This window comes from Salinicola sp. MH3R3-1, from assembly GCF_001937155.1.
In the GTDB taxonomy this organism is placed as follows: domain Bacteria; phylum Pseudomonadota; class Gammaproteobacteria; order Pseudomonadales; family Halomonadaceae; genus Salinicola; species Salinicola halophyticus.
On sequence record NZ_MSDP01000008.1, the window covers coordinates 61,177 to 83,029 of the forward strand.

The 21,853-nt window shown below is 64.0% G+C and carries 18 protein-coding genes and 1 pseudogene; 15 read left to right on the plus strand and 4 right to left on the minus strand.

Features of this window, described 5'->3' with window-relative positions; all coding sequences use genetic code 11:
• Positions 1-19: 19 nt before the first annotated feature.
• Positions 20-799 (plus strand): FadR/GntR family transcriptional regulator, encoded by a 780-nt coding sequence (locus BTW08_RS06345; protein WP_246837661.1) that lies wholly within the window; start codon positions 20-22, stop codon positions 797-799.
• 257 nt (positions 800-1,056) lie between these two features.
• Complete coding sequence (locus tag BTW08_RS06355) at positions 1,057-2,634, plus strand: aldehyde dehydrogenase (NADP(+)) (RefSeq protein ID WP_075561690.1); 1,578 nt, start codon at positions 1,057-1,059, stop codon at positions 2,632-2,634.
• Positions 2,635-2,827: 193 nt separating this feature from the next.
• Here the strand turns inward: BTW08_RS06355 and BTW08_RS06360 are convergent, their stop codons facing one another.
• Positions 2,828-3,775, minus strand: a complete 948-nt coding sequence (locus tag BTW08_RS06360; RefSeq protein ID WP_075561691.1) for an AEC family transporter — start codon at positions 3,773-3,775, stop codon at positions 2,828-2,830.
• A 263-nt stretch (positions 3,776-4,038) separates the two neighbouring features.
• On the opposite strand from BTW08_RS06360, the gene BTW08_RS06365 reads away from it, so the two are divergent.
• The 3 genes from BTW08_RS06365 to BTW08_RS06375 are packed head-to-tail and all read left to right on the plus strand — an operon-like array spanning position 4,039 to position 6,865.
• Entirely contained in the window at positions 4,039-4,845 is an 807-nt protein-coding gene (locus BTW08_RS06365; protein ID WP_075561692.1) for an alpha/beta hydrolase, read from the plus strand.
• Positions 4,842-5,792 (plus strand): alpha/beta hydrolase, encoded by a 951-nt coding sequence (locus BTW08_RS06370; protein WP_075561693.1) that lies wholly within the window; start codon positions 4,842-4,844, stop codon positions 5,790-5,792. The genes BTW08_RS06365 and BTW08_RS06370 overlap by 4 nt, the downstream gene beginning before the upstream one ends.
• A complete protein-coding gene (locus tag BTW08_RS06375) occupies positions 5,789-6,865 on the plus strand; it encodes a patatin-like phospholipase family protein (RefSeq protein WP_075561694.1) in 1,077 nt (358 codons plus the stop codon). The genes BTW08_RS06370 and BTW08_RS06375 overlap by 4 nt, the downstream gene beginning before the upstream one ends.
• A gap of 90 nt (positions 6,866-6,955) precedes the next feature.
• On the opposite strand, the gene BTW08_RS06380 is transcribed toward BTW08_RS06375, so the two are convergent.
• Positions 6,956-7,576 (minus strand): Smr/MutS family protein, encoded by a 621-nt coding sequence (locus BTW08_RS06380; protein ID WP_083627718.1) that lies wholly within the window; start codon positions 7,574-7,576, stop codon positions 6,956-6,958.
• Positions 7,577-7,731: 155 nt separating this feature from the next.
• Between BTW08_RS06380 and prmB the strand changes: the two genes are divergently transcribed.
• Positions 7,732-8,688 (plus strand): 50S ribosomal protein L3 N(5)-glutamine methyltransferase, encoded by a 957-nt coding sequence (gene prmB / locus BTW08_RS06385; protein ID WP_075561695.1) that lies wholly within the window; start codon positions 7,732-7,734, stop codon positions 8,686-8,688.
• A gap of 34 nt (positions 8,689-8,722) precedes the next feature.
• Entirely contained in the window at positions 8,723-9,814 is a 1,092-nt protein-coding gene (gene aroC, locus BTW08_RS06390; protein ID WP_075561696.1) for a chorismate synthase, read from the plus strand.
• A gap of 54 nt (positions 9,815-9,868) precedes the next feature.
• Here the strand turns inward: aroC and BTW08_RS06395 are convergent, their stop codons facing one another.
• Both BTW08_RS06395 and BTW08_RS06400 read right to left on the minus strand, forming a co-directional pair.
• Positions 9,869-11,227, minus strand: coding sequence for a Yip1 family protein (locus BTW08_RS06395; RefSeq protein ID WP_083627720.1), 1,359 nt, complete (start codon positions 11,225-11,227; stop codon positions 9,869-9,871).
• 78 nt (positions 11,228-11,305) lie between these two features.
• Positions 11,306-12,205 (minus strand): LysR family transcriptional regulator, encoded by a 900-nt coding sequence (locus tag BTW08_RS06400; RefSeq protein ID WP_075561697.1) that lies wholly within the window; start codon positions 12,203-12,205, stop codon positions 11,306-11,308.
• A gap of 193 nt (positions 12,206-12,398) precedes the next feature.
• On the opposite strand from BTW08_RS06400, the gene leuC reads away from it, so the two are divergent.
• The 8 genes and pseudogenes from leuC to BTW08_RS06440 form a co-directional block, all read left to right on the plus strand.
• Complete coding sequence (gene leuC / locus BTW08_RS06405) at positions 12,399-13,847, plus strand: 3-isopropylmalate dehydratase large subunit (protein WP_075561698.1); 1,449 nt, start codon at positions 12,399-12,401, stop codon at positions 13,845-13,847.
• Positions 13,848-13,859: 12 nt separating this feature from the next.
• Positions 13,860-14,504: a 3-isopropylmalate dehydratase small subunit gene (gene leuD, locus BTW08_RS06410; RefSeq protein WP_075561699.1), complete on the plus strand. Its 645-nt coding sequence runs from the start codon at positions 13,860-13,862 to the stop codon at positions 14,502-14,504.
• Complete coding sequence (locus BTW08_RS06415) at positions 14,497-15,285, plus strand: class I SAM-dependent methyltransferase (RefSeq protein ID WP_075561700.1); 789 nt, start codon at positions 14,497-14,499, stop codon at positions 15,283-15,285. The genes leuD and BTW08_RS06415 overlap by 8 nt, the downstream gene beginning before the upstream one ends.
• Before the next feature lie 30 nt (positions 15,286-15,315).
• Positions 15,316-16,395: a 3-isopropylmalate dehydrogenase gene (gene leuB / locus BTW08_RS06420; RefSeq protein ID WP_075561701.1), complete on the plus strand. Its 1,080-nt coding sequence runs from the start codon at positions 15,316-15,318 to the stop codon at positions 16,393-16,395.
• A gap of 132 nt (positions 16,396-16,527) precedes the next feature.
• Entirely contained in the window at positions 16,528-17,643 is a 1,116-nt protein-coding gene (gene asd / locus BTW08_RS06425; protein WP_075561702.1) for an aspartate-semialdehyde dehydrogenase, read from the plus strand.
• Between the two features lie 178 nt (positions 17,644-17,821).
• Positions 17,822-20,179 (plus strand): FimV/HubP family polar landmark protein, encoded by a 2,358-nt coding sequence (locus BTW08_RS06430; RefSeq protein WP_075561703.1) that lies wholly within the window; start codon positions 17,822-17,824, stop codon positions 20,177-20,179.
• Between the two features lie 24 nt (positions 20,180-20,203).
• Positions 20,204-21,169: a tRNA pseudouridine(38-40) synthase TruA gene (gene truA, locus BTW08_RS06435; RefSeq protein WP_075561704.1), complete on the plus strand. Its 966-nt coding sequence runs from the start codon at positions 20,204-20,206 to the stop codon at positions 21,167-21,169.
• Positions 21,166-21,840, plus strand: a pseudogene (locus tag BTW08_RS06440) (phosphoribosylanthranilate isomerase); the annotation flags it as partial. The gene truA and the pseudogene BTW08_RS06440, both read left to right, overlap by 4 nt.
• Positions 21,841-21,853: the final 13 nt, after the last annotated feature.

Consider the following 21,853-nt stretch of genomic DNA (forward strand, 5'->3'; position numbering starts at 1 on the left):
CAGGGCGATCACAGATTCCGTGTCGGACAAGACATTCAATAAGGTAGGCAGCACGATGGAGCAGACCCAGGCTTGGGAGATCAAGCGCATCTCCTCTCAGGAGAGTCTTTCGCGCCAGATTGCCCGGCAGTTGGAGGCTCTGATCACTCAGGGTCGCATCTCGGTGGGGGATAAGTTGCCGACCGAGAGCCAACTGTGCGACATGTTCGGCGTCAGCCGGACCGCAGTGCGCGAGGCGATTGCCCATCTCAAGTCGATGGGGCTGGTCGAGACGCGTCGGGGTATCGGCACGCGCGTTCTGCGTTCTGCCCCCGAGCATCAATTCCCGGCCAGGCGCATCAGCGCCAACACGGTGGAAGATATTCTGCACGTGCTGGAACTGCGCATGACGCTGGATTCCCAGGCCGCGTCGCTGGCTGCCGAACGACGCACGCCGGAAAACGTGGCAGCGATGCAGGCGGCTCATGAACAGTTTCTGGCCGCCTGCGATTCGGGTAGTCAGGCGCGTCATGAAGACTACGTCTTTCACCGGGCCATCGTTGAAGCCACGCACAATCCGTTCTTCGTCTCGCTGTACGATCAGCTCAATGAAGGCGCCATCCCCCGCACCAAGCTGTTATCGGTAGAGCTCGACCCCGAAGCCGTATCTTACTATCTTGAAAGGGTCGCTCGCGAGCACGCCGATATTCTGCAGGCGATAGTCAACGGCGAGGCGGAAACCGCCCGTGATGCCATGTATCGCCATCTTCAGCGGGCGTATGACAACTACGCTGTGTACCAGGACAGGCCGCAAGCGTGAGGCTGCACCGGTTCGGATGATCATTCGAACTGACATGATCGAAGTGCCGTTGGATTGCACTGCCATTCTTCAGGGTGGCGGTGTCCTGTTGCTGCAAGCCTCTCGACACCCGATTTTGCGCATTCGCGGCATCATCGCAGTCTTCGTCGCCACGTTCGGCATCGCTGGAATCGAGCATCGTCATGTTCCAGCAACCCTCGCCCGAGCGTGCTCTCGCTTCATCAATGCTTCATTCGAGTATTCTGCTAGGAGGTAACGTGAATCTGACCGGTGAACTACTGATTGGACAGCAAACCGTCAAAGGCAGTCGCGATCCGATCGTGGCGATCAACCCGGCCACCGGCGAACGTTTGCCGACCGAGTTCTTCGGCGGCACGCATGAAGACGTGGCACGAGCCTGCGAACTGGCCTGGTCGGCATTCGACAACTATCGCGAATCGTCGCTCGAGGATCGCGCCACGTTTCTCGAGACGATCGCCGATGAAATCGAGGCGATCGGCGATGCGTTGATCGAACAGGCCGTGGCCGAGTCCGGTCTGCCTCTGGGCCGTATCCAAGGCGAGCGCGGCCGCACCTGCGGCCAGCTGCGTCTATTCGCCAAGACCGTGCGGGCCGGCGAATGGCTCGATGTCCGCATCGATCCGGCGCTGCCGGATCGCCAACCGATGCCGCGGGTCGATCTGCGCCAGCGTCATGTCGCGCTGGGTCCGGTAGCCGTCTTCGGTGCCAGCAACTTTCCGCTGGCGTTCTCCGTTGCCGGTGGTGATACCGCATCGGCGCTGGCCGCGGGCTGCCCGGTGGTGGTCAAGGCGCATCCGGCGCACCCCGGCACCTGCGAGCTGGTCGGGCGTGCCGTGCAGGCGGCGGTCAACAAGTGCGGCCTGCCGGAAGGAGTCTTCTCGATGCTGCACGATTCGAGCTTCGAAGTCGGCCAGGCGCTGATTGCCGATCCGCGCATCAAGGCGGGTGGGTTTACCGGATCGCGCAAGGGCGGATTGGCGCTGCTGGAGATCGCCCAGAGTCGCCCGGAGCCGATTCCGTTCTACGCCGAGATGAGCAGCATCAATCCGGTTTTCCTGCTGCCGGCGGCGTTGAAGGCGCGCGGCAAGGCATTGGCCGAGTCGTTCGTCGGCTCACTCAACATGGGCGCCGGCCAGTTCTGCACCAATCCGGGCCTGGTGATCGCCATCGAGGGGCCGGATCTCGACGCGTTCGTCGAGGCGGCGGCGGAGGCCGTCAGAAACAGCACCGCCCAGACGATGCTCACGCCCGGCATTCACGAGGCCTACGGCCGCGGCGTTTCGGCGCTGGCTGCCAATGCCAAGGTGCGTGAATTGGCGCGCGGCCGGATCGGCGAAGGTGCCTATCAGTGCCAGAGCGGTCTCTTCATGGCGACCGGCGAAGATCTGATCGGCGATGAGGCGCTGCAGGCCGAGATCTTCGGGGCTTCCTCGCTGATCGTCGCCTGCCGTGATTCGGCTGAGGTCAAGCGCGTTGCCGAGGCGCTGGAAGGTCAACTGACCGCAACGTTGCAGATGGATGATGCGGACGTCGATACCGCCAGGCGGTTGCTACCGACGCTCGAGCGCAAGGCCGGTCGGGTGATGGCCAACGGCTGGCCGACCGGTGTCGAAGTGAGCCACGCGATGGTTCATGGTGGCCCGTTTCCGGCGACTTCCGACGCTCGGTCGACATCGGTCGGCACGGCGGCGATCTTTCGCTTTCTGCGGCCGGTCTGCTATCAGGATCTGCCCGAGGCGCTGCTGCCGGAAGCCATTCGCGACGGCAATCCGTTGAAGCTGCGCCGCCTGCTCGATGGCGAGCGCGAAGGCTGATCTCGATCGCCGGGTTCCAGCCAACGACGAAACGACCAGGGCCGCTCGAGAGAGCGGCCCTTTTTTGTACGGCATGCTCGTCCGGCAGCGGTGGCCGTTATTGCGGTATCAATCGGTGTCTCAAAGCCCTCTTTAAAAGCCCTCTTTAAAAGCCCTCTTTCAAAGCCCTCTTTCAAAGCCCTCTTTCAAAGCCCTATGTCAATCCTAGCCACTTCAGCACGAACAGCCCCAGGCTCAGGGTGAACATCGAGGCGAACGTGGTGATGACGATGATGTTGGCCGCCAGTTTGTCGTTGCTCTTGAACGCCTTGGCCATGACGAAGCTGGCTGCGGCGCCGGGGCAGCCCAGGTAGAGGAAGAGAATTCCCAGCGCCGGCCCCTGAATGCCCACGGCGAGGGCACCGAGCACCCCGAACAGCGGTACCCACACCAGCTTCCACAGGCTGGCGTCCAGGGCGATGGTGCTGCTGCGCTTGAACGCGCTGATCGAGAGCGTGCCGCCGATGCAGATCAGTCCCAACGGCAGTGACATGCCGGCGAGATAGCCACCCGACGTCATGATCCAGCCGGGCAGCTCGAGGCCGGATAGTGCCACCGGGATCGCGAAGACGACGCTCAGGATCAGCGGATTTCTGGCCAGGTTCTTGACCAGGCTTCGGAAATCCGTGGCCACGTCATCGCTGTAAAGCGACAGGATGAACACCGAGAGGACGTTGTAGATGACGATGACCGCGCCGGCCAGCACGCCGCCGACGGAGAGTCCGTAATCACCGTACTGGCCGGCGGCCAGGGCGAGGCCGACGATGCCGTTGTTGGCGCGAAACGCGCCCTGAGTGAAGATACCGCGCTCGACACGCGGGTGTCGCCAGACTGCCCAGGCCCAGGCCAGTAGAAAACTGATGACGGTGTAGCCGATGAAGTAGCCGATCAGCTCCGGCTGCAGGGCGCGGCTGAGGTCGGCCTTGACGATGCTCAGAAATAGCAGCGCCGGCATGGTGACCTTGAACACCAGCATCGATGCGGTAGTGATGAAGTGCGAGTCGATCCAGCCGAGGCGCTTGAGCCCCAGGCCGAGAAACACCATCAGAAATACCGGGAGCGTGATTTCCAGGGTGTGGGTGAAAGCCGCGAGCAGCCCCATGAATCAGTCTCCGCCGCGCACTAGCCAGAAGCCGATGATCAGTGCCGCGACCAGCACGGCCCAGAATAATCGGTTACGCAGACGGGTATCACGATGGGTTCCTTTGCGAGACACAGTACAATCCTTGGTTGAAGTCGGGTGGAGCGTCACTACCCCGGCAATGACGTTCGACGGAAGTCGTTAATTTTTTACAATCGTCAGTTATGACAGTCGATCGGTTCATCGACGACTGTTTTTATCGCCGATAGTCTAAGGGAATTCAGATGTCGATGCTGCGTTACCCACTGGTCTTCGCCCATGCCAATGGTTTCACCGGCGCCAGTTACCGGACGCTGTTGCAGCCGTTGGCGTCGCACTTCGAGCTGCATCCGCTGGATCGCCTGGCGCATGACCCGGCGTTCCCGGTCGGGCGCAACTGGCTGGCGCTGCGTGAAGAGTATCTCTCGGCCATCGAGCCGTTAGCGAAACCGGTCGTCGCCGTGGGCCACTCCATGGGCGGTGTGCTGTCGATCATGGCCGCCGTCAAGGCGCCCCAGCACTTTCGCGCCGTCATTGCGCTGGATCCGCCTTTGCTGCTGGGGCGAGACGCCTGGATGCTGAAATTCGCCAAACTGGCAGGTTTCGTCGATCGCGTCACGCCGGCCGGCAAGACGCTGCGTCGTCGCGAGACCTGGCCCAGCCGCGACGCCATGGCAGCGTCGCTGCGCCGGCGTTCGCTGTTTCAGGGCTTCACCGAGACCGCGATGGACGACTATGTCACCGGCGCGACGACCCTCGACGACGACAGCGGTGCCGCCAGACTGCTCTACGCGCCCCGCACGGAAGCGGCGGTGTTTCGCCATTTACCGGATCACCTCACCTCGGTGCTGCGCAAGCTCCAGGTGCCATTGACGGTCATCGCCGGTGAAGATTCCGATCTGCTGACTCCCAAACGTCGGCGGACGCTCACGCGCCTGGGCGTTCGAATCCGCTGTGTACCGGGTGGGCACATGTTTCCGTTCGAGCACCCTCAGGCCACTCGCCAGGCGATTCTGGACGCGGCCGATGGCATTCTCGAGGCCTCGGCATGAGGCCGCGGACGCTGGTGCTGGGAGACGATCGGCTGGCAGCGTTGAGCTGGGGTGAGGAGGGCGCGCCTACCTGGGTGGCCCTGCATGGCTGGCTGGACAACGCGGCGACCTTTTCCCGGTTGGCGCCCGCCTTGGTCACGGCGCTGGGCATTCGGCTGGTGGCGCTGGATCTGCCGGGGCACGGCCACTCCCCGCACCGGGGCGCGCGGGCCGACTATCCGCTGTGGGGCTACGTGCCCGATGTTCTCGATGCCCTGGACGTACTGGATCTGCGCGCGACAACGCTTGTCGGCCACTCGATGGGCGCGGGCGTGGCCACTCTGATCGCGGCCGCCGCACCGGAGCGGGTCGGCCGGCTAGTGTTGATCGACGGGCTGGCCTCGACCACCAGCGAACCCGACGAGACGGTGGCGCAGCTGCAGGCGGCATTGCGCGCGCGCCGGCGGCCGCCGCCGCCGCATAGTGCTGGACGTAACGCTGGACGTAGCGCTGGACGTCGTGCTGGAGATAGCGCTGAACGTAGCGCCAGCGGCGGCTATGCGAGCATCGACGACGCCGTGGCGGCGCGGGTTCGGGGCGGAGTCACTCGGATCGATGCCGATACCGCGCGGCCAATCGTCGAGCGTAACCTGGTCAGCTGTGAAGATGGGCGCTATCACTGGCGCACCGACCGCCGTCTTGTCCAGCCGTCGCTGTTGCGTTGGACCTCGGCGCAGATGCTGGCAACGGTTGCGGCCATTCGCGCGCCGGTGCTGCTGTTGCAGGCGACCGGCGGCGTATTGAACGAGCGCCCCTATCTCGGCGAGGCGTGTCGACGAATCGACCGGCTCGAGCGGCGAATCGTCTCCGGCGGGCATCACCTGCATCTGGAGCGCGTCAGAGTAGCGCAAGTGACGTCGGAAATCGTACGCTGGCATCAATCGATCACCGGGGAGTCCCTGTCATGAAACCTCGAGTGTCGTTGGTACTGGGAAGTGGAGGCGCGCGAGGCTATGCCCATATCGGCGTGATCGAGGAGCTCGAGGCACGTGGCTACGAAATCGTCTCGATTTCCGGCTGCTCGATGGGCGCCTTGATCGGCGGCATCTACGCCGCCGGCAAGCTCGAGGGGTATCGGGACTGGGTCTGTCGGCTGGACTATTTCGACGTGCTGCGTCTGGTCGATATCACCTGGAGCGCCATGGGTGCCATGCGCGCCGGCAAGGTGATGACCAAGCTCGAATCGCTGGTCGGGGATATCCGCATCGAAGATCTGCCGATGCCGTTTACCGCGGTGGCGACCGACCTCAACCGTCAGCGTGAGGTCTGGTTCCAGAAAGGCCCGCTGTTGAGAGCGATTCGGGCCTCGATCGCGGTGCCGGGGATCATTACTCCGGTTCAGGAGAACGGCCATGTGCTGGTCGACGGTGGTCTGCTGAATCCGCTCCCGATCATTCCCACGGTCTCCGTCGAAGCGGACATCGTGCTGGCGGTCAACGCGACGGCGCAGACACCGAGGCAAGTCACCCTGGAAGAATTGTTGCCCGCCGATCAGGCGGCTCAGGAGCAGGCGCGCGAGATCGAGCGCCAAGCCGAAGGAAAGAGTTTCAGCGGATGGCTGAAGAACGTGCGGACACGTGTGCAGGGCATGGTTTTTTCATTCGGCGACGACGATGAGTTGGCGGACAACGGCAGCTGGTCGAGTCAGACCGAACGCGCCTGGAGCAAGCTCGACATGATGCTGGCCTCGTTCGACATTACCCAGGCAGCGCTGGCCAAGTACAAGATCGCCGGCTACCCGCCGGACATTCTGATCGAGGTGCCCAAGAGCGTCTGCGGTGCCTACGAATTTCATCGCGCCGAGGCGCTGATCGAGCTCGGACGCTATCTCACCGCCCAGGCCCTGGATCGACACGAACAAGGACGGGACTGCACGGCCGTTGCCGCCGAGCCGATCGATCACCACCGCCATCCTGCCAGCAGCGGCGATCCGCAGGGGCGGCTACCGCTGCCATTGTCGTCGCCCAAGCGGCACGGTTGACGGAAGCACTGCAGGGCCGCCGGCGCGAGCCTTGCGCTCCATCTTGCCCATCTCGCTCGGCAGGTTGATCAGCGCCGTCTGAATGCTTTTTCAGCTACTGGCATCGGCGCGGGTGCGCAGCAGTACGTAGAGCGCGCCGGTGCCGCCGTCGACCTCGTTCGCCGAACAGAACGCCAGCACCCGCGACCAGTTCTTGAGCCAGCCGTTGACGTGGCTCTTGATCACTGGGTAATCCGCACCGCTGCCGCGATAGCCGCGTGCCTTGCCGTGAACCACCAGCACGCAGCGAGCGCGGGCGGCGATGGCATCGTTGATGAAGCTTTCGAGCTCGACACGGGCTTCGTCGAGCGTGTAGCCGTGCAGATCGAGTCCACCTTCCCAGGCGATGTGGCCTTTCTTGAGCTGGGCAAAAGTACGCTGGGGCAGATCCGGAATCGAGAACTCGAGTCTCTGATGCGGCGTGACCGCTTCGACGCCGCCGTCCGACAGCTTCGACTGAACCTGCGGCGGGGCCTGTTCCGCCGCTTCGCGACGGGCGCCGGTATTGAGTTCGTTGCGCCGCGGCCGGCCGGTCTGCGCCCGGTTGACCTTGAGTCGCCGGATACCGGCCGCTTCCAGCGCGTCGCGAAAGGCGCTGTCAGGCTTGTCATGGCGGTCGGGACGGTCGTGATTGGCGAAGCGATGGTCGTCATCGCCGGTGGAGTTCGTCATGGCCGTGCCTCTGCGGATCGCGGTCTCGATGGCTTGAGTCGTTCAGCGGGCAAAAGGGTACCCGATTCCGGTCGTCGGGGCATGGCCGACTGTGAACGCGTGAGCCTTGCGCGTACAATCGTCGTCCGTTTTCCAGCCAGATGCGAGCCCTGCCGATGTCCTCACCGCAGTCGACCCTGACGCTAGCCGACGAAGCCATCGTCGAAGACCTGTTCAGCGTGCGCGACTGCCTGCGCTGGGCCACCACCGAATTCCACGCGCATCGACTGCATTTCGGCCATGGCACCGACAGCGCCTGGGACGAAGCGGTGGCGCTGGTGCTGGGTGCGCTGCATCTGCCGTGGGATATCGATCCAGCGGTGCTCGACGCGCGCCTGCTGGGTGTCGAGCGCCAACGTATCGTCGCGCTAGTGAGGAGCCGGATCGAAACGCGCCGGCCGCTGCCATACCTGCTCGGCGAGGCCTTTTTTGCCGGCTTCCCGTTCGAGGTCGACGAGCGCGTGCTGATTCCGCGTTCGCCCACCGCCGAATTGATCGAGCAGGGGTTTGCGGCCTGGTTCGACGAGACGCCTCCGGGACGAGTGCTCGATCTGTGCACCGGCTCCGGCTGCATGGGCATTGCCACCGCGCTCCATCTGCCGACCTGCGAAGTGGATCTGGTCGATATCAGCATCGAGGCACTCGAGGTCGCCAAGGCGAATATCGTACGGCATGATGTCGGTCGGCGCGTTCGCGCGGTGGCCTCCGATCTGTTCGAGGGTGTGGCCGGTCAGCATTACGATCTGATCGTCAGCAACCCGCCTTATGTCGATACGCGCGATCTGGCGACGATGCCGGCGGAGTATCGCCATGAGCCGGGCCTGGCGCTGGGTGCCGGTCGCGACGGGCTCGATATCGTCCGGCGCATTCTGCGTGAAGCCCGGACCTATCTGAACGACGGTGGCATGCTGATCGTCGAGGTGGGCAACTCGCAGCGCCATCTGGAGGCGGCCTTCCCCGAGGTACCATTCCTTTGGCTGGAGTTCGAGCGCGGCGGCGAAGGGGTCTTCGCGCTCAGCGCCGAGGATCTCGATAGCTACGCCGATCAGTTCGCTGCCACTCCCTCGGCCTGAACCGATATTTTCATCTCTTTCCTGAGGATCGCGCATGTCCGGCAACACCTTCGGCAAACTGTTCACCGTCACCACTTTCGGTGAGAGCCACGGCCCCGCGCTGGGCGCTATCGTCGATGGTTGCCCGCCGGGACTCGAGCTCAGCGAGGCGGACCTGCAGCACGATCTGGATCGCCGTCGGCCGGGTTCCTCGCGCCACACCACTCAGCGCCGCGAGCCGGACCAGGTCAAGATCCTGTCCGGCGTGTTCGAGGGCCGAACCACGGGTACGCCGATCGGGCTGATGATCGAGAACACCGATCAGCGCTCCAAGGACTACTCCAAGATTGCCGAGCAGTTTCGTCCGGCACACGCCGACTACACCTATCACCACAAGTACGGCATTCGCGACTATCGCGGGGGCGGCCGCTCCAGCGCCCGCGAAACCGCCATGCGCGTGGCCGCCGGCGCCATCGCCAAGGCATGGCTGGCCGGGCAGGGCATTCAGGTGCGCGGCTACATGAGCCAGCTCGGCCCCATCGAGATCGACTTCAAGAGCTGGGATGGCGTGGACGACAATCCGTTCTTCTGTCCGGATCCGGACAGGCTGCCCGAGCTCGAAGCCTACATGGACCAGCTACGCCGCGATCAGGATTCGGTGGGCGCAAAGATCACGGTCGTCGCCGAGGGCGTACCGGTGGGGCTGGGCGAACCGGTCTTCGATCGGCTGGACGCCGATCTGGCTCACGGGCTGATGAGCATCAATGCGGTGAAAGGGGTAGAGATCGGCGATGGCTTCGATGTCGTCGCCCAACGCGGCAGCGAGCATCGCGATGAAATGACCCCGCAAGGCTTCCTCTCCAATCACGCAGGCGGGGTGCTTGGCGGCATCTCCAGCGGCCAGCCGATCGTCGCCCATCTGGCACTGAAGCCGACCTCCAGCATCACCCAGCCGGGGCGCTCAATCGACGTGCACGGCGAGCCGGTGGAGGTGGTGACCAAAGGGCGTCACGATCCTTGTGTCGGCATCCGTGCCACGCCGATCGCCGAGGCGATGATGGCGCTGACGCTGATGGATCACCTGCTGCGCCATCGCGCCCAGAACGCCGACGTCCACGTCGAGACGCCGCGCCTCGGCCAGCGCTGATCGAGAGTCGCCGTGTGATGTAGCACGATGCCTGCCATCCGGCGGGTGTCGTGATCAAGGCGACTGGTCATCCTGTTGGTGTTTTCGCGATGCTCTGGCCTGCCTTTCTGCCTGATTCCGCGTGTCTTCTTCTTTCTTTTGCTCGCCTTTCTTTTGCTCGTCTTTTTCCCGGGCCTCTTGCTCTTGGTCCTCGGCTTGTCGCTCCTTGACCTTGCGCTGGCGCAACTGCTGACGGTAGCCATAGGTAGCGCTGCGGATCGTTTCGTCGCTCTCAAGGCTGGAGCCCAGTGAGCCGCCGACGGTCGCAATCGAGGTGGCGAACCACGCCAGAGCGGGGAAACTGAGCCAACTGATCGATTGGCTCACCGTCGACTCAAACAGGCTGGACGGCACGAGCAGAATGGCGGCGACGAGAAACAGCAAGAACAGTATCGCGTAGTAGCAGCTGACCCCTGCCGCCAAGGTCAGCACCGTGGTCAGGTTGTAAAGCCGCGTTAGCCGACTCGAGGCGGTATGTTGTTGCGGCTCCCACAACCCGTGATCGACGATCAACCAGACCACCATGGCCGCGATGGCGGCGACCATCAGAATGGCGGAGCGGGAGAACCCGTATGCTGCGCTGAGTTGCCATAGGCCGGGCGAGATCAGGGCATAGGCGCCGGTGGCGAAGGCCACGGCGATGATTCGGCGGAACGCAGGCAGTATCGACCAGGGGCGGTTGGCTCTCATCATGCCGCAGAGCAGTCTGGCATGGCCGCGCCAGCGAGCTGCGCTGACGAAGCGCACCTCGCAGCCGTCTTCACCGCTATCGTTCGATGTCTCGCGCTGGATTGGTGCCAGCCATTCGGCCGGCCCCCAGCTCATCAAGTGCCGCGAGCTACTGTTGCGAATGCCGCTCTGATTCCGCGCCTCGGCGTTACTGTCCAGGTGCTGTTGCTGACGCTCCCGATCCTCATCATCGCTACCGTGATGCATTTCATTGATCAGCTGGAGAATGGCTTCACGCAAACGTCGCTTTAGCGGAGAGGCGCCCAGCGCTGGCTGGGAGATAAGGCTGACGCCCCGGTCTCCGCTGGCTTCGGCGACCGTTAGTCGATCATTCAGAAACAGCGGCAGGTCGGTAATGCAGACCACATAATGCCAGTCCCTGTCACGTTTGAGCTGCGCTGCCTGCTCGATCACATCCGCAGCGCCGTCATCAGCGCCGACAAGCGCATCGGTCACGCACTCGACCTGCCAGTCGTGGCGGTCGTCGGTGTGGCGCTTGAGGAGGTCAGGTAGCTCTCCGGCGATTTGATTGGCAACCCGTTCCGGCAGTTCCGGCGCCGGCACCAGGCCCAGCCGCAGCGGTTTGGTGGCGGCCTCGTCCTGCGCTGCCGAGTGGCTGGGCGCGTCCTGCTCGTCCTGCGCCATGCGAGGCGACTCCTTTTGCTTGAATGAGCGCATCTCGAAGGGATGCGTCTTGAATGGCGGTATCTTGAATACGCGGGGCTAAGCGTAGTCGCTCGGTGTCGGTTTTGGGGTTCGTGCGCTTTCCAGTTCCGCGATCATCGCATGTCCGGCATTGGAGAGCGTGCGGCCCTTGTGCACCAGATAGCCCAGCCGACGCTCGATCGGCGGATGCGACACCGCTAGTACCGCGATCTCCTCGTCGATCATGCTCTCCGGCAGCACGCTCCAGCCCAGACCGATACCCGCCATCATTTTCAGCGTCTCCAGGTAGTTGGTGGAGAGTGCTACATCGATTGCCAGCCCGGCCCGATTGAACGAACCCACCACGATGTCGCGAGTAAACGTGAGCGGCCCCGGCAGTACCGCCGGATAGTTCACCAGTGTCGATAGCGGCAGCTCGCCGCGCGTCGTCAGCGGGTGTTCGGGCGCCGCCACGAAGCGTAGCTGGTCGATCCACACCGGGACCGATTCGACCTGCGGGTTGGGGTGCGGTGACAGCGTCACCACGGCCAGCTCGATCTCGCCGGCGACGACGCCGTGATAGGCCTGCTCGGAATCGAGAAAGCGCAGATCCAGATCGACGTCGGGGTAGCGCTGGGTAAAGGCCTTGAGGATCGGTGGCAGCCGGTGCAGGCCGACGTGGTGGCTGGTGGCGAGCGTCAGACTGCCCTCGACGCTGCCGCTCAGATTGCTCAGCGTCCGGCGACTGTCCTCGACCAGTTGCAGAATCTGCCGTGCGCGGGGCAGCAGCAGCCGACCGGCCTCGGTCAGGCTGACGCGCCGATTGATCCGATCGAAGAGTCGGGCGCCGGTCTGATGTTCCAGCGTGGCGATACGTTTGCTGATTGCTGGCTGGGTCAGATGCAGTTGCTCCCCGGCCAGCGAGAACGACGCCGTATCGGCGACCGCGATAAAAGCCTGCAGGCTCTGGGTGTCCATGGCAGCAATCCCCGACTGATAAATTTGTTAATTCTGTTATGGAATCCAAAGCATAATCAAGATGAATTGATTTTATGAATGAAGGCGCCGTATCTTGGCTATCCAATCATTCGCGGCGTCAGATGACGTCTCGATTCGCAAGCGTTACGTCACACAAGTTGCGAGAGATAGCGTGACGGAGGAGATGACACACATGGCAAGCCAGACGCTCTACGACAAGCTGTGGGCGCAGCATTTGGTGACCCAGCGCGATGACGGTTCCGCGCTGATCTACATCGATCGTCACCTGCTGCACGAAGTCACGTCGCCCCAGGCGTTCGAGGGACTGCGTCTGGCCGGGCGCAAGCCGTGGCGTCGCGATGCCAATCTGGCGACGCCGGACCACAACGTGCCGACCACGCTCAAGGAGCGCAGCGCCGGTAACGCCGGGATTCTCGACGACGTGTCGCGAATTCAGGTGGAAACGCTGGATGCCAACTGCGAGAGCTTCGAGATCGAGGAGTTCCGGATCAACGACGAGCGCCAGGGTATCGTCCACGTGGTCGGGCCGGAACAGGGCGCCACGCTGCCGGGCATGACCGTGGTCTGCGGCGACTCGCACACCGCAACGCACGGCGCCTTCGCCGCGCTCTCTCACGGCATCGGCACCTCCGAAGTCGAGCACGTGCTGGCGACGCAGTGTCTGATCGCCCAGAAGATGAAGAACATGCAGGTGCGCGTCGAGGGCAAGCTGGGGCTCGGCGTCACCGCCAAGGATGTCGTGCTGGCGATCATCGGGCGCATCGGTACCGCTGGCGGCACCGGCTACGCCATCGAATTCGCCGGCAGTGCGATCCGCGATCTCTCCATGGAAGGTCGCATGACGATCTGCAACATGGCGATCGAGGCCGGCGCCCGCGTCGGGCTGGTGGCGGTGGACGACAACACCATCGACTACCTCAAAGGCCGCCCCTATGCACCGACGGCCGAACAGTGGTCGGCGGCGGTCGAGGCGTGGCGGGATCTGGTTTCCGACGAAGGCGCGCATTTCGACAAGATCGTCGAGCTCGACGCCGCCGAGATCGAGCCGCAGGTGACCTGGGGCACCAGCCCGGAAATGGTCGTCAACGTCTCCGCCGAAGTGCCGGATCCGGCCAGCGTCGCCGATGAAACCGTCACCCAGGGCATGGCCCGCGCGCTGGAGTACATGGGGTTGAGCGCCGGACAGAAGATCACCGATATCCAGCTCGACAAGGTGTTCATCGGCTCCTGCACCAACTCGCGGATCGAGGACCTGCGCGAGGCGGCCAAGGTGGCGAGAGGGCGCAAGGTTGCCGACAACATCCAGCTGGCGATGGTGGTGCCCGGCTCCGGACTGGTGAAACGTCTGGCCGAAGCCGAAGGGCTCGACAGGATCTTTGTCGAGGCGGGCTTCGAATGGCGCGAGCCGGGCTGTTCGATGTGTCTGGCGATGAACGCCGACAAGCTGGGCGCCGGCGAGCGCTGCGCGTCGACGTCCAACCGCAACTTCGAAGGACGGCAGGGCTACGGTGGGCGCACCCATCTGGTGAGCCCGGCAATGGCGGCGGCAGCTGCCATCGAAGGCCACTTCGTGGATGTTCGCAGCTATGACTATGATCGCGCCGACGCGATGAGTGCCTGAGGAGGCCAGACAATGAAAAAGTTCGAACGCCTGCAGGGCCTGGTCGCACCGCTCGATCGCGCCAATGTCGATACCGATTTGATCATTCCCAAACAGTTTCTGAAGTCGATCAAGCGCACCGGCTTCGGCCCCAACCTGTTCGATGAGCTGCGCTATCTCGACGAAGGGTACCCGGGCCAGGACGCCACGGGCCGTCCGCTCAATCCGGATTTCGTGCTCAACCAGTCGCGCTATCGCGATGCGCAGGTGCTGCTGGCGCGGCGCAATTTCGGTTGCGGCAGCTCGCGCGAGCACGCGCCCTGGGCGCTGGATGATTTCGGTTTCCGCGTGGTGATCGCGCCGAGCTTTGCCGACATCTTCTACAACAACTCGTTCAAGAACGGGATCCTGTTGATCGCTCTCGACGAGGCCACCGTCGATCGGCTGTTCCAGGAGACCGAAGCCGTGGAAGGCTATCGCCTCGACATCGATCTCGAGGGGCAGACGATCACCACACCGAGCGGCGAGGCGATCCCGTTCGAGGTCGATGCGTTCCGCAAGCACTGCCTGCTGGAAGGGCTCGACGACATCGGCCTGACCCTCGAGCAGTCCGGGGCCATTCGCGATTTCGAGAGCCGCCATCGTCCGGCGAACCCCTGGTTGTTCCGGGATGCCTGACGTGAAAGGGCACGGCGACCACAGCGCCGTCGTCGAGCGCCAGTTCGGAGGCCAGGCTGCGGCTTACCTGTCGAGTCAGGTGCATGCCCAGGGTGAAGAGTTCGCGCAGCTTCGCGAACGCATCGGCCAGCTCGACGCGCCAGTCGATGCGCCTCGCGTGCTGGATCTCGGCTGCGGTGCCGGTCATGTCAGCTTCCAACTTTCGGATCTGGCGGCGGAGGTCGTGGCCTACGACCTGTCGCCGCGAATGCTTGCGGTGGTCGGCGAGGCGGCCATCGAGCGTGGATTCACCAATATCCGCACGGTGCAGGGTATCGCCGAGTCGCTGCCGTTCGCGGACGACAGTTTCGACGTGGTTTGCAGCCGCTTCTCCGCCCACCACTGGCGCGACGTCGGGCTGGCGCTGCGCGAAGCGAGACGGGTGTTGAAGCCGGGTGGGCTGGCGGCATTCATCGACGTCTCGGCGTCCGAGCAGCCGCTGTTCGATAGCTTCCTGCAGACCGTCGAGATGCTGCGCGACACCAGTCATGTGCGCGACTACGCCCCGAGCGAATGGGCGCAGATGGTCGGTGAAGCGGGGCTGGTGATGACGTCCAGCTCGCGCCAGCGCCTGCGCCTGGATTTCGAGACCTGGATTGCGCGGATGCGTACCCCGGATGTGATGCGCGATGCCATTCGCCACCTGCAGCGCGATGTCGGTCAGGAAGTGCGCGATGCCTTCGAGATCAGCGATGACGGCTCCTTCACCACGGATATGCTGGTGCTGTGGGCCACGAAGTGACAAATCAAGGAACACGCTTGAGGACAATGCATGAGTAAGAAGATTCTGGTGTTGCCCGGTGATGGTATCGGCCCGGAAATTACCGCCGAGGCGGTCAAGATTCTGAATGCCTGCCGCGAAGCCGGGCTGGACGCCGAACTGGAAGAGGCGCTGGTCGGCGGTGCCGGCTTTGATGCCGAGGGCGATCCGCTGCCCGAGTCGACGCTAGTCAAAGCCAAGGCGGCGGACGCGATTCTGCTCGGCGCCGTCGGCGGCCCGAAATGGGACACGCTGGAAGATTTGAGCAAGCGCCCCGAGAAGGGCCTGCTGGGACTGCGCAAGAATCTCAATCTGTTCGGCAATCTGCGCCCGGCGCTGCTCTATCCGCAGTTGGCCGAAGCCTCGACGCTGAAGCCGGAAGTGGTTTCCGGGCTCGACATCATGATCGTGCGCGAGCTCACCGGCGGCATCTACTTCGGCCAGCCGCGCGGCATCGAGGAGCGTAACGGCGAGCGCGTCGGTTTCAACACCTACGTCTATTCCGAGTCCGAGATCGAGCGCATCGGCCGCGTCGCCTTCGAGATGGCGCAGAAGCGTGGCAAGAAGCTCTGCTCGGTGGACAAGGCCAATGTGCTCGAAGTCACCATTCTGTGGCGCGAAGTGATGAACCGCCTGGCGCCGGAATATCCCGACGTCGAGCTGTCGCACATGTACGTCGACAACGCCGCCATGCAGCTGGTGCGCGCGCCCAAGCAGTTCGACGTGGTGGTCACCGGCAACATGTTCGGCGACATTCTCTCCGACGCCGCCGCCATGCTCACCGGTTCGATCGGCATGCTGCCATCGGCGTCGCTCAACGAGCGTCAGCAGGGCATGTACGAACCCTGCCACGGTAGCGCGCCGGATATCGCCGGTCAGGGCCTGGCCAATCCGCTGGCGACGATTCTGTCGGTGGCGATGATGCTGCGCTATTCGCTGGGGGAGCCTCAGCTTGCCGAGCGCATCGAGCGCGCTGTCGGTCAGGTGCTGGATCAGGGCCTGCGCACGGCGGATATCGCCTATCCGGGCACCCGCCAGGTTTCCACCAGCGAAATGGGGGATGCGGTACTGGCGGCATTCGCCGAGGCCTGAGCGCGTCGCCATCGGACGGAACTTCGCCGCCGATGCGCTATAATGCGCTTTCAAGATTGACAGGATGCGACGACTCGAACGGGTCGTCGTGTCGATTCAGGACATTCAAAAACGCTTCGGGGTACGCCAACTATGTTGAAAGTCGGATTCGTCGGCTGGCGCGGGATGGTCGGTTCCGTGCTGATGCAGCGCATGCTGGACGACAACGATTTCGCCGGGATCGAGCCGGTGTTCTTCTCCACCTCCCAGGCCGGCCAGGCCGGGCCGAGCATCGGCGTCGACGTACCGGCATTGAAGGACGCCAACGATATCGAGTCGCTCAAGGCGATGGACGTGATCGTCACCTGTCAGGGCGGCGACTACACCGGCGCGGTCTACAAGCCGCTGCGCGAGGCCGGCTGGAAAGGCTACTGGATCGACGCGGCCAGCACGCTGCGCATGGCGGACGAGGCGACCATCGTGCTCGACCCCGTCAACCGTCAGGTGATCGACGCGCAGTTGGCCAAGGGCGCCAGGACTTTCGTCGGCGGCAACTGCACTGTCAGCCTGATGCTGATGGGCCTGGGTGGGTTGTTCGAGGCCAACATGATCGAGTGGATGACCTCGATGACCTATCAGGCCGCTTCGGGTTCCGGCGCCAAGCACATGCGCGAACTGATCGGACAGATGGGCGCGTTGCATTCGGCGGTCGCCAAGGATCTGGCGACGCCGTCCAGCGCGATTCTGGATATCGACCGCGATGTCACCGCCAACATGCGCGGCAGTCAGTTCCCGGTCGATAACTTCGGCGCGCCGCTGGCCGGCAGCCTGTTGCCGTGGATCGACAAGGCGATGGACAACGGCCAGAGCAAGGAAGAGTGGAAAGGCGGCGTCGAGACCAACAAGATTCTCGCCACCGGTGCCAACCCGATCCCCATCGATGGGCTTTGCGTGCGAATCGGCGCGATGCGCTCGCACAGTCAGGCCTTCACCATCAAGCTCAGGCAGGACGTCCCGATCGACGAGATCGAGGACCGGCTGGCCAAGCACAATGACTGGGTCCAGGTCGTGCCCAACGAGAAGGACGCGACCCTCGAGCAGCTGACCCCGGCGGCGGTCAGCGGCACCTTGACCATCCCGGTGGGGCGTCTGCGCAAGCTCGCCATGGGCGGTGAGTACCTGACCGCGTTCAGCGTTGGCGACCAGCTGTTGTGGGGCGCTGCCGAGCCGCTCAAGCGAATGCTCAAGATTCTGCGCGAACGCGCCTGAGCATCATTCGAGTTTCGCCAAGCCCTGTCAGCAAAGCTGGTAGGGCTTTTTGCGCTTATGCCGGCCCTTGGCGTTCGAGTTGCTCCACCGCGCCAACTTGTTACGCAATGTTAAAGTTTACTGAGCGCTTGCCGATGAGGGAGTCGATAAGGACTCCACTGCGAGGGCGGGAAACGACATGCGGCAATGGCTCACATTCGTGGTTGGCTGGCTCTGTTTGACGCTGGCGTCGTCGGTTCACGCGCTCGGCGTCGGTGAACCGCAACAGCTTTCGCCGCTCAACCGGCCATTGTATGTCGTGTTGCCGCTGACCGATGGCAGCGGCATCGAAGCGTCGCAGATATCGGTGACGATCGCCGACGATGCCGCCTATCGCCAGTCCGGGCTGACCCGGAGTGCGTTGACGGATACGGTGTCGGCCAAGGTCGTGCGAGAAGGCAGTGCGCTCAGCGTGGTGCTGGAAAGCCCACGCCGCGTCAAGGAGCCCTTTCTCGATCTGCTGATGGTCGTCACCTGGCCGGCGGGACAGTGGCAGCGGGAGATTTCACTGCTGTTCGACCCGGTCGATTACGCCAGTACTCCGCCCTTGATCGAGGGCGATCGCAGCCACTCGCCACGCCGCCAGGCGGTAGCATCGTCGGCGACCGATGCCATGCCGGTATCCGTCGCCGTTACCGGGAATAGGTCTCTAGGGCAGGCCCGGCGCGGATCGTCGGCTTGGCCCGGGCAGGTGATCGTTCGCCCCGGAGACTCGCTGTCGACGTTGGCGGCCTCGCTGCTGCCGAAGCCCGGCGTGAGCCGTCAGTCGCTGATGGTGGCGCTGTTCCAGTCCAACCCTGCGGCTTTCGTTCAGGGTGACATCGATCGACTGCGCGTGGGGGTCAGTCTCGACGTGCCGGCGTCCGACGACGTCGCCGCAATGTCTCGGCGCGACGCCGCCGCGACCCTCGCCGGGCTATCGAGAACCGAAGACGGCCGGCCGCTCATCGACATCGTGGGTCAGAGGGCGACTTCGGCGACATCCGGCACGGCGATCTCGTCCGCGGCCGGTGACTCATCCGGCTCGCAGCTCTCGGCGCGGCTCGCGACGCTGCAGCAGCAGGTATCCGACCTTGACGCCGAAACCGAGCGTCAGCGCGCGACGATCGCCAGCTTGCAGGCCGAGCGCGACGCGCTGCAGGGCGCACTGGCCGCCGTCGGTACGCCACCGGCGGCGGCCGACGTGGCAAGATCTGACCAATCGGGCGTCGGTGGATCTGGCTCTGATGAGTCGCCCTCTGATCGACAAAGCGTCAAGGACACGATGGTCAAGGTGGCGACATCGGCAGTCGTTGCCGATGCCGCGGCGGCGACCCCGGGGGCGCCGCCGTCATCATCATGGTCGCAGCGTCTGCTGGAAAATCTCGACTGGATCGGCGGTGCGATATTGATCCTGTTGCTGGGGCTATGGGCCTGGCAACGCCGCCGTCAACGCGCCGGCCACGTCGAAACATCATCGTCGTCCTTGTCATCGGCGACGCCAGCGTCCAAGACGTCACCGGCCGAGACGTTGTCGAAGCCGGCAGCCGCGTCGCGCCGTCCCGTCGCCGGCGATTCCGATTCCGCCTCGATCAGTCAGGCCGATATCTATATGGCCTACGGCCGTCATGCGGAAGCGCGCGACTGGCTTCGACGGCAGCTGGCGCAGGCCGAAGATGCGCATCTCCGTCTGGGGCTGCTGAGAGCGCTGGGCGAACTGCGGGAGATGGAGGCGTTGGATGAGACGCTAGCCGGCTTTGGCGATGACGCCTCGCCGGAGCAGCGTCGCGAAGGGCAGGCGTTGGTCGACGATTACCGCGCGCGATACGTCGAGGAGAGCTGGCAGGAAGCGACGGCAGTCGACGCCGAAGCTGAGGCCGAGGAGAGGCGCGCTGGCGAGAACTCGGACGAGGACAAAAACGCGAACAGGAACGAGTTCGACAACCATCATGTCTGGAGCGGCAACGCGCGAGACGTCGATGCGCTGTTCGAGTCCCAGGCCGCGTCACCCGAGATGCACGCCGCCGATTTTCGACTTCCGGCCCGCGATAATCGACAGGAGCCGGTATCAGGGCTGTTCGATGATGACTGGTCAGGCTCGCCGGAGATGGCGGAAACGTCGTTGACGGCTCCGAGTATCGATTACCAAGCGCCGACGCTGGAGTTGAACGTCACCGCCGACGACGAAATACTGCCATCTGCTTCCGGTTCATCTCCCGCACGGGACGCGTCATCCGCAGTGGCGAACGAGACGCCGCCACGGTCGACCCTCGATTTTTCGGCGCTCTCTCTCGAGCCCGTTGAAATGGAGAGCGTTGACGACGACCCGCAAGCCGCACCGCTCGACGGTCACGCGTCCTGGAACGCGGGTCGCGACGGCGGCGCACACAGCGCGCACGGGGCGGTTTCGAGGCCTCCGACCAACAAGCCTTCGGGTGGACTGCGCAACGTTCCCGCAGAGTGGGACGTTGAGGCGCTGGAATTCCAGTCGTCGCATCGGGATAATGAGTGCCCCTAACGACTTTGGGCTGCACAGGTTTCGATGGCGTTTTTCTCCCGGCAGGACGACAACCAGCCACTGAGCGGCCGCATGGCCCTTGGCGTCGAGTACGATGGCACGCATTACTGCGGCTGGCAGCGCTTGCGCCACGCCGCCTCGGTGCAGGGCGCGCTCGAGACCGCATTGAGCAAGATCGCCGACGCGCCGGTGCGTGTTCTCTGCAGCGGGCGAACCGATAGCGGCGTCCATGCCACGCGTCAGATCGTTCACTTCGATGCGCCGGTGCTGCGGTCCCAGAAAGCGTGGCTCTACGGTGCCAATGCCAAATTGCCGCGGGATATCGCAGTGCGCTGGTTGACCCCGATTGCCGACGACTTTCATTCGCGGTTCTCGGCACTGGCCAGGCGTTACCGCTACGTCATTCTCAACCAGCCGACGCGACCGGTCATGGAGCGTCACAACGTCACCTGGTGTCGAGAGCCGCTGGATGCCGATCGCATGCATCGGGCCGCCCAGGCGTTGATCGGCGAGCACGATTTCTCGAGCTACCGGGCGGCCAGCTGTCAGTCGAACGTTCCCATTCGTCATCTACACTTCATCGACGTCCGTCGTTTCGGGCCGCTGGTGATGATCGACGTCCAGGCCAACGCATTTCTTCACCACATGATTCGCAACCTTGCCGGCGTGCTGGTGGCGGTCGGCCGTGGCGACCAGGACGAGGACTATCCGGCACGCCTGTTGGCGCTGCGGGATCGCAGGCATGGCGATGTCACCGCGCCGGCCTGCGGGCTGCATTTCGTCGATGTACGCTACGATGAGCGCTTCGAGCTGCCGGAAGAACCGGTGGGGCCGAATCTGCTGGCCTTCCTGGGTGAGTGGACCGGCGAACGTGGCGAGATACCCGACACCCCGCTGATGCGCCGCCGGCGGGTGTGGCCGAAGTGGATCGATGACCAGGGGCGGGTCGTCGACCACCATCCCCAGGCGGATCTGGAGGTTTCTTCATGAACCCGGTCAGAATCAAGATATGCGGCATGACCCGCCGCGAAGACATCGCCGTGACCGTCGCCGCCGGGGCCGATGCGCTGGGTTTCGTGATGTGGGACGGCAGCGCGCGGGCGATCGATACCGATACGCTGGCGGCACTGAGTGCTACGGTGTCGCCCTTCGTGACGCGTGTGGGTCTGTTCGTCGACCCGAGCGTTGCGGATGTCGAGGTCTGCCTACCATATCTCGATCTGCTGCAGTTTCATGGCGACGAATCGCCAGATTTCTGCGCGCGCTTCGGCAAGCCCTGGATCAAGGCGCTACGCATGCGTGACGAGCTAGATCTCCACGCCGCGGCGGCAACCTATGCCGGCGCCGGTGCCCTGTTGCTCGATGCCTATCGTCCCGGCGTTCCGGGTGGCACAGGCGAGACGTTCGACTGGCGCCGCATCCCCGGCGATCTGGCAAAACCTGTTATCCTCGCTGGGGGGTTGACGCCGGACAACGTTGCCGACGCGGTGGCGCAGGTACGACCCTATGCGGTCGATGTTTCCGGCGGGGTCGAGGCGCTGGGTGCCGCAGAGCCCCATGACGTGACCGCTGCGGTCGACGCCAACGATGCCGTTCACGCCGCGACAACCCAGAAAGGCATCAAGGACCCGCTGCGGGTCCGCGCCTTCTGCGAACGGGTGCAGGCAGTCAACG

Excerpts from the sequence above, each read along its gene's own strand:
- BTW08_RS06415 (WP_075561700.1), top strand. The coding sequence starts at position 14,497 with ATGCCTGACGTGAAAGGGCACGGCGACCACAGCGCCGTCGTCGAGCGC.
- BTW08_RS06380 (WP_083627718.1), bottom strand. The coding sequence starts at position 7,576 with ATGACGAACTCCACCGGCGATGACGACCATCGCTTCGCCAATCACGAC.
- BTW08_RS06430 (WP_075561703.1), top strand. The coding sequence starts at position 17,822 with ATGCGGCAATGGCTCACATTCGTGGTTGGCTGGCTCTGTTTGACGCTG.
- leuD (WP_075561699.1), top strand. The coding sequence starts at position 13,860 with ATGAAAAAGTTCGAACGCCTGCAGGGCCTGGTCGCACCGCTCGATCGC.
- BTW08_RS06375 (WP_075561694.1), top strand. The coding sequence starts at position 5,789 with ATGAAACCTCGAGTGTCGTTGGTACTGGGAAGTGGAGGCGCGCGAGGC.
- BTW08_RS06370 (WP_075561693.1), top strand. The coding sequence starts at position 4,842 with ATGAGGCCGCGGACGCTGGTGCTGGGAGACGATCGGCTGGCAGCGTTG.
- BTW08_RS06360 (WP_075561691.1), bottom strand. The coding sequence starts at position 3,775 with ATGGGGCTGCTCGCGGCTTTCACCCACACCCTGGAAATCACGCTCCCG.
- leuC (WP_075561698.1), top strand. The coding sequence starts at position 12,399 with ATGGCAAGCCAGACGCTCTACGACAAGCTGTGGGCGCAGCATTTGGTG.
- leuB (WP_075561701.1), top strand. The coding sequence starts at position 15,316 with ATGAGTAAGAAGATTCTGGTGTTGCCCGGTGATGGTATCGGCCCGGAA.
- BTW08_RS06395 (WP_083627720.1), bottom strand. The coding sequence starts at position 11,227 with ATGGCGCAGGACGAGCAGGACGCGCCCAGCCACTCGGCAGCGCAGGAC.
- aroC (WP_075561696.1), top strand. The coding sequence starts at position 8,723 with ATGTCCGGCAACACCTTCGGCAAACTGTTCACCGTCACCACTTTCGGT.
- BTW08_RS06365 (WP_075561692.1), top strand. The coding sequence starts at position 4,039 with ATGTCGATGCTGCGTTACCCACTGGTCTTCGCCCATGCCAATGGTTTC.
- truA (WP_075561704.1), top strand. The coding sequence starts at position 20,204 with ATGGCGTTTTTCTCCCGGCAGGACGACAACCAGCCACTGAGCGGCCGC.
- BTW08_RS06400 (WP_075561697.1), bottom strand. The coding sequence starts at position 12,205 with ATGGACACCCAGAGCCTGCAGGCTTTTATCGCGGTCGCCGATACGGCG.
- asd (WP_075561702.1), top strand. The coding sequence starts at position 16,528 with ATGTTGAAAGTCGGATTCGTCGGCTGGCGCGGGATGGTCGGTTCCGTG.
- prmB (WP_075561695.1), top strand. The coding sequence starts at position 7,732 with ATGTCCTCACCGCAGTCGACCCTGACGCTAGCCGACGAAGCCATCGTC.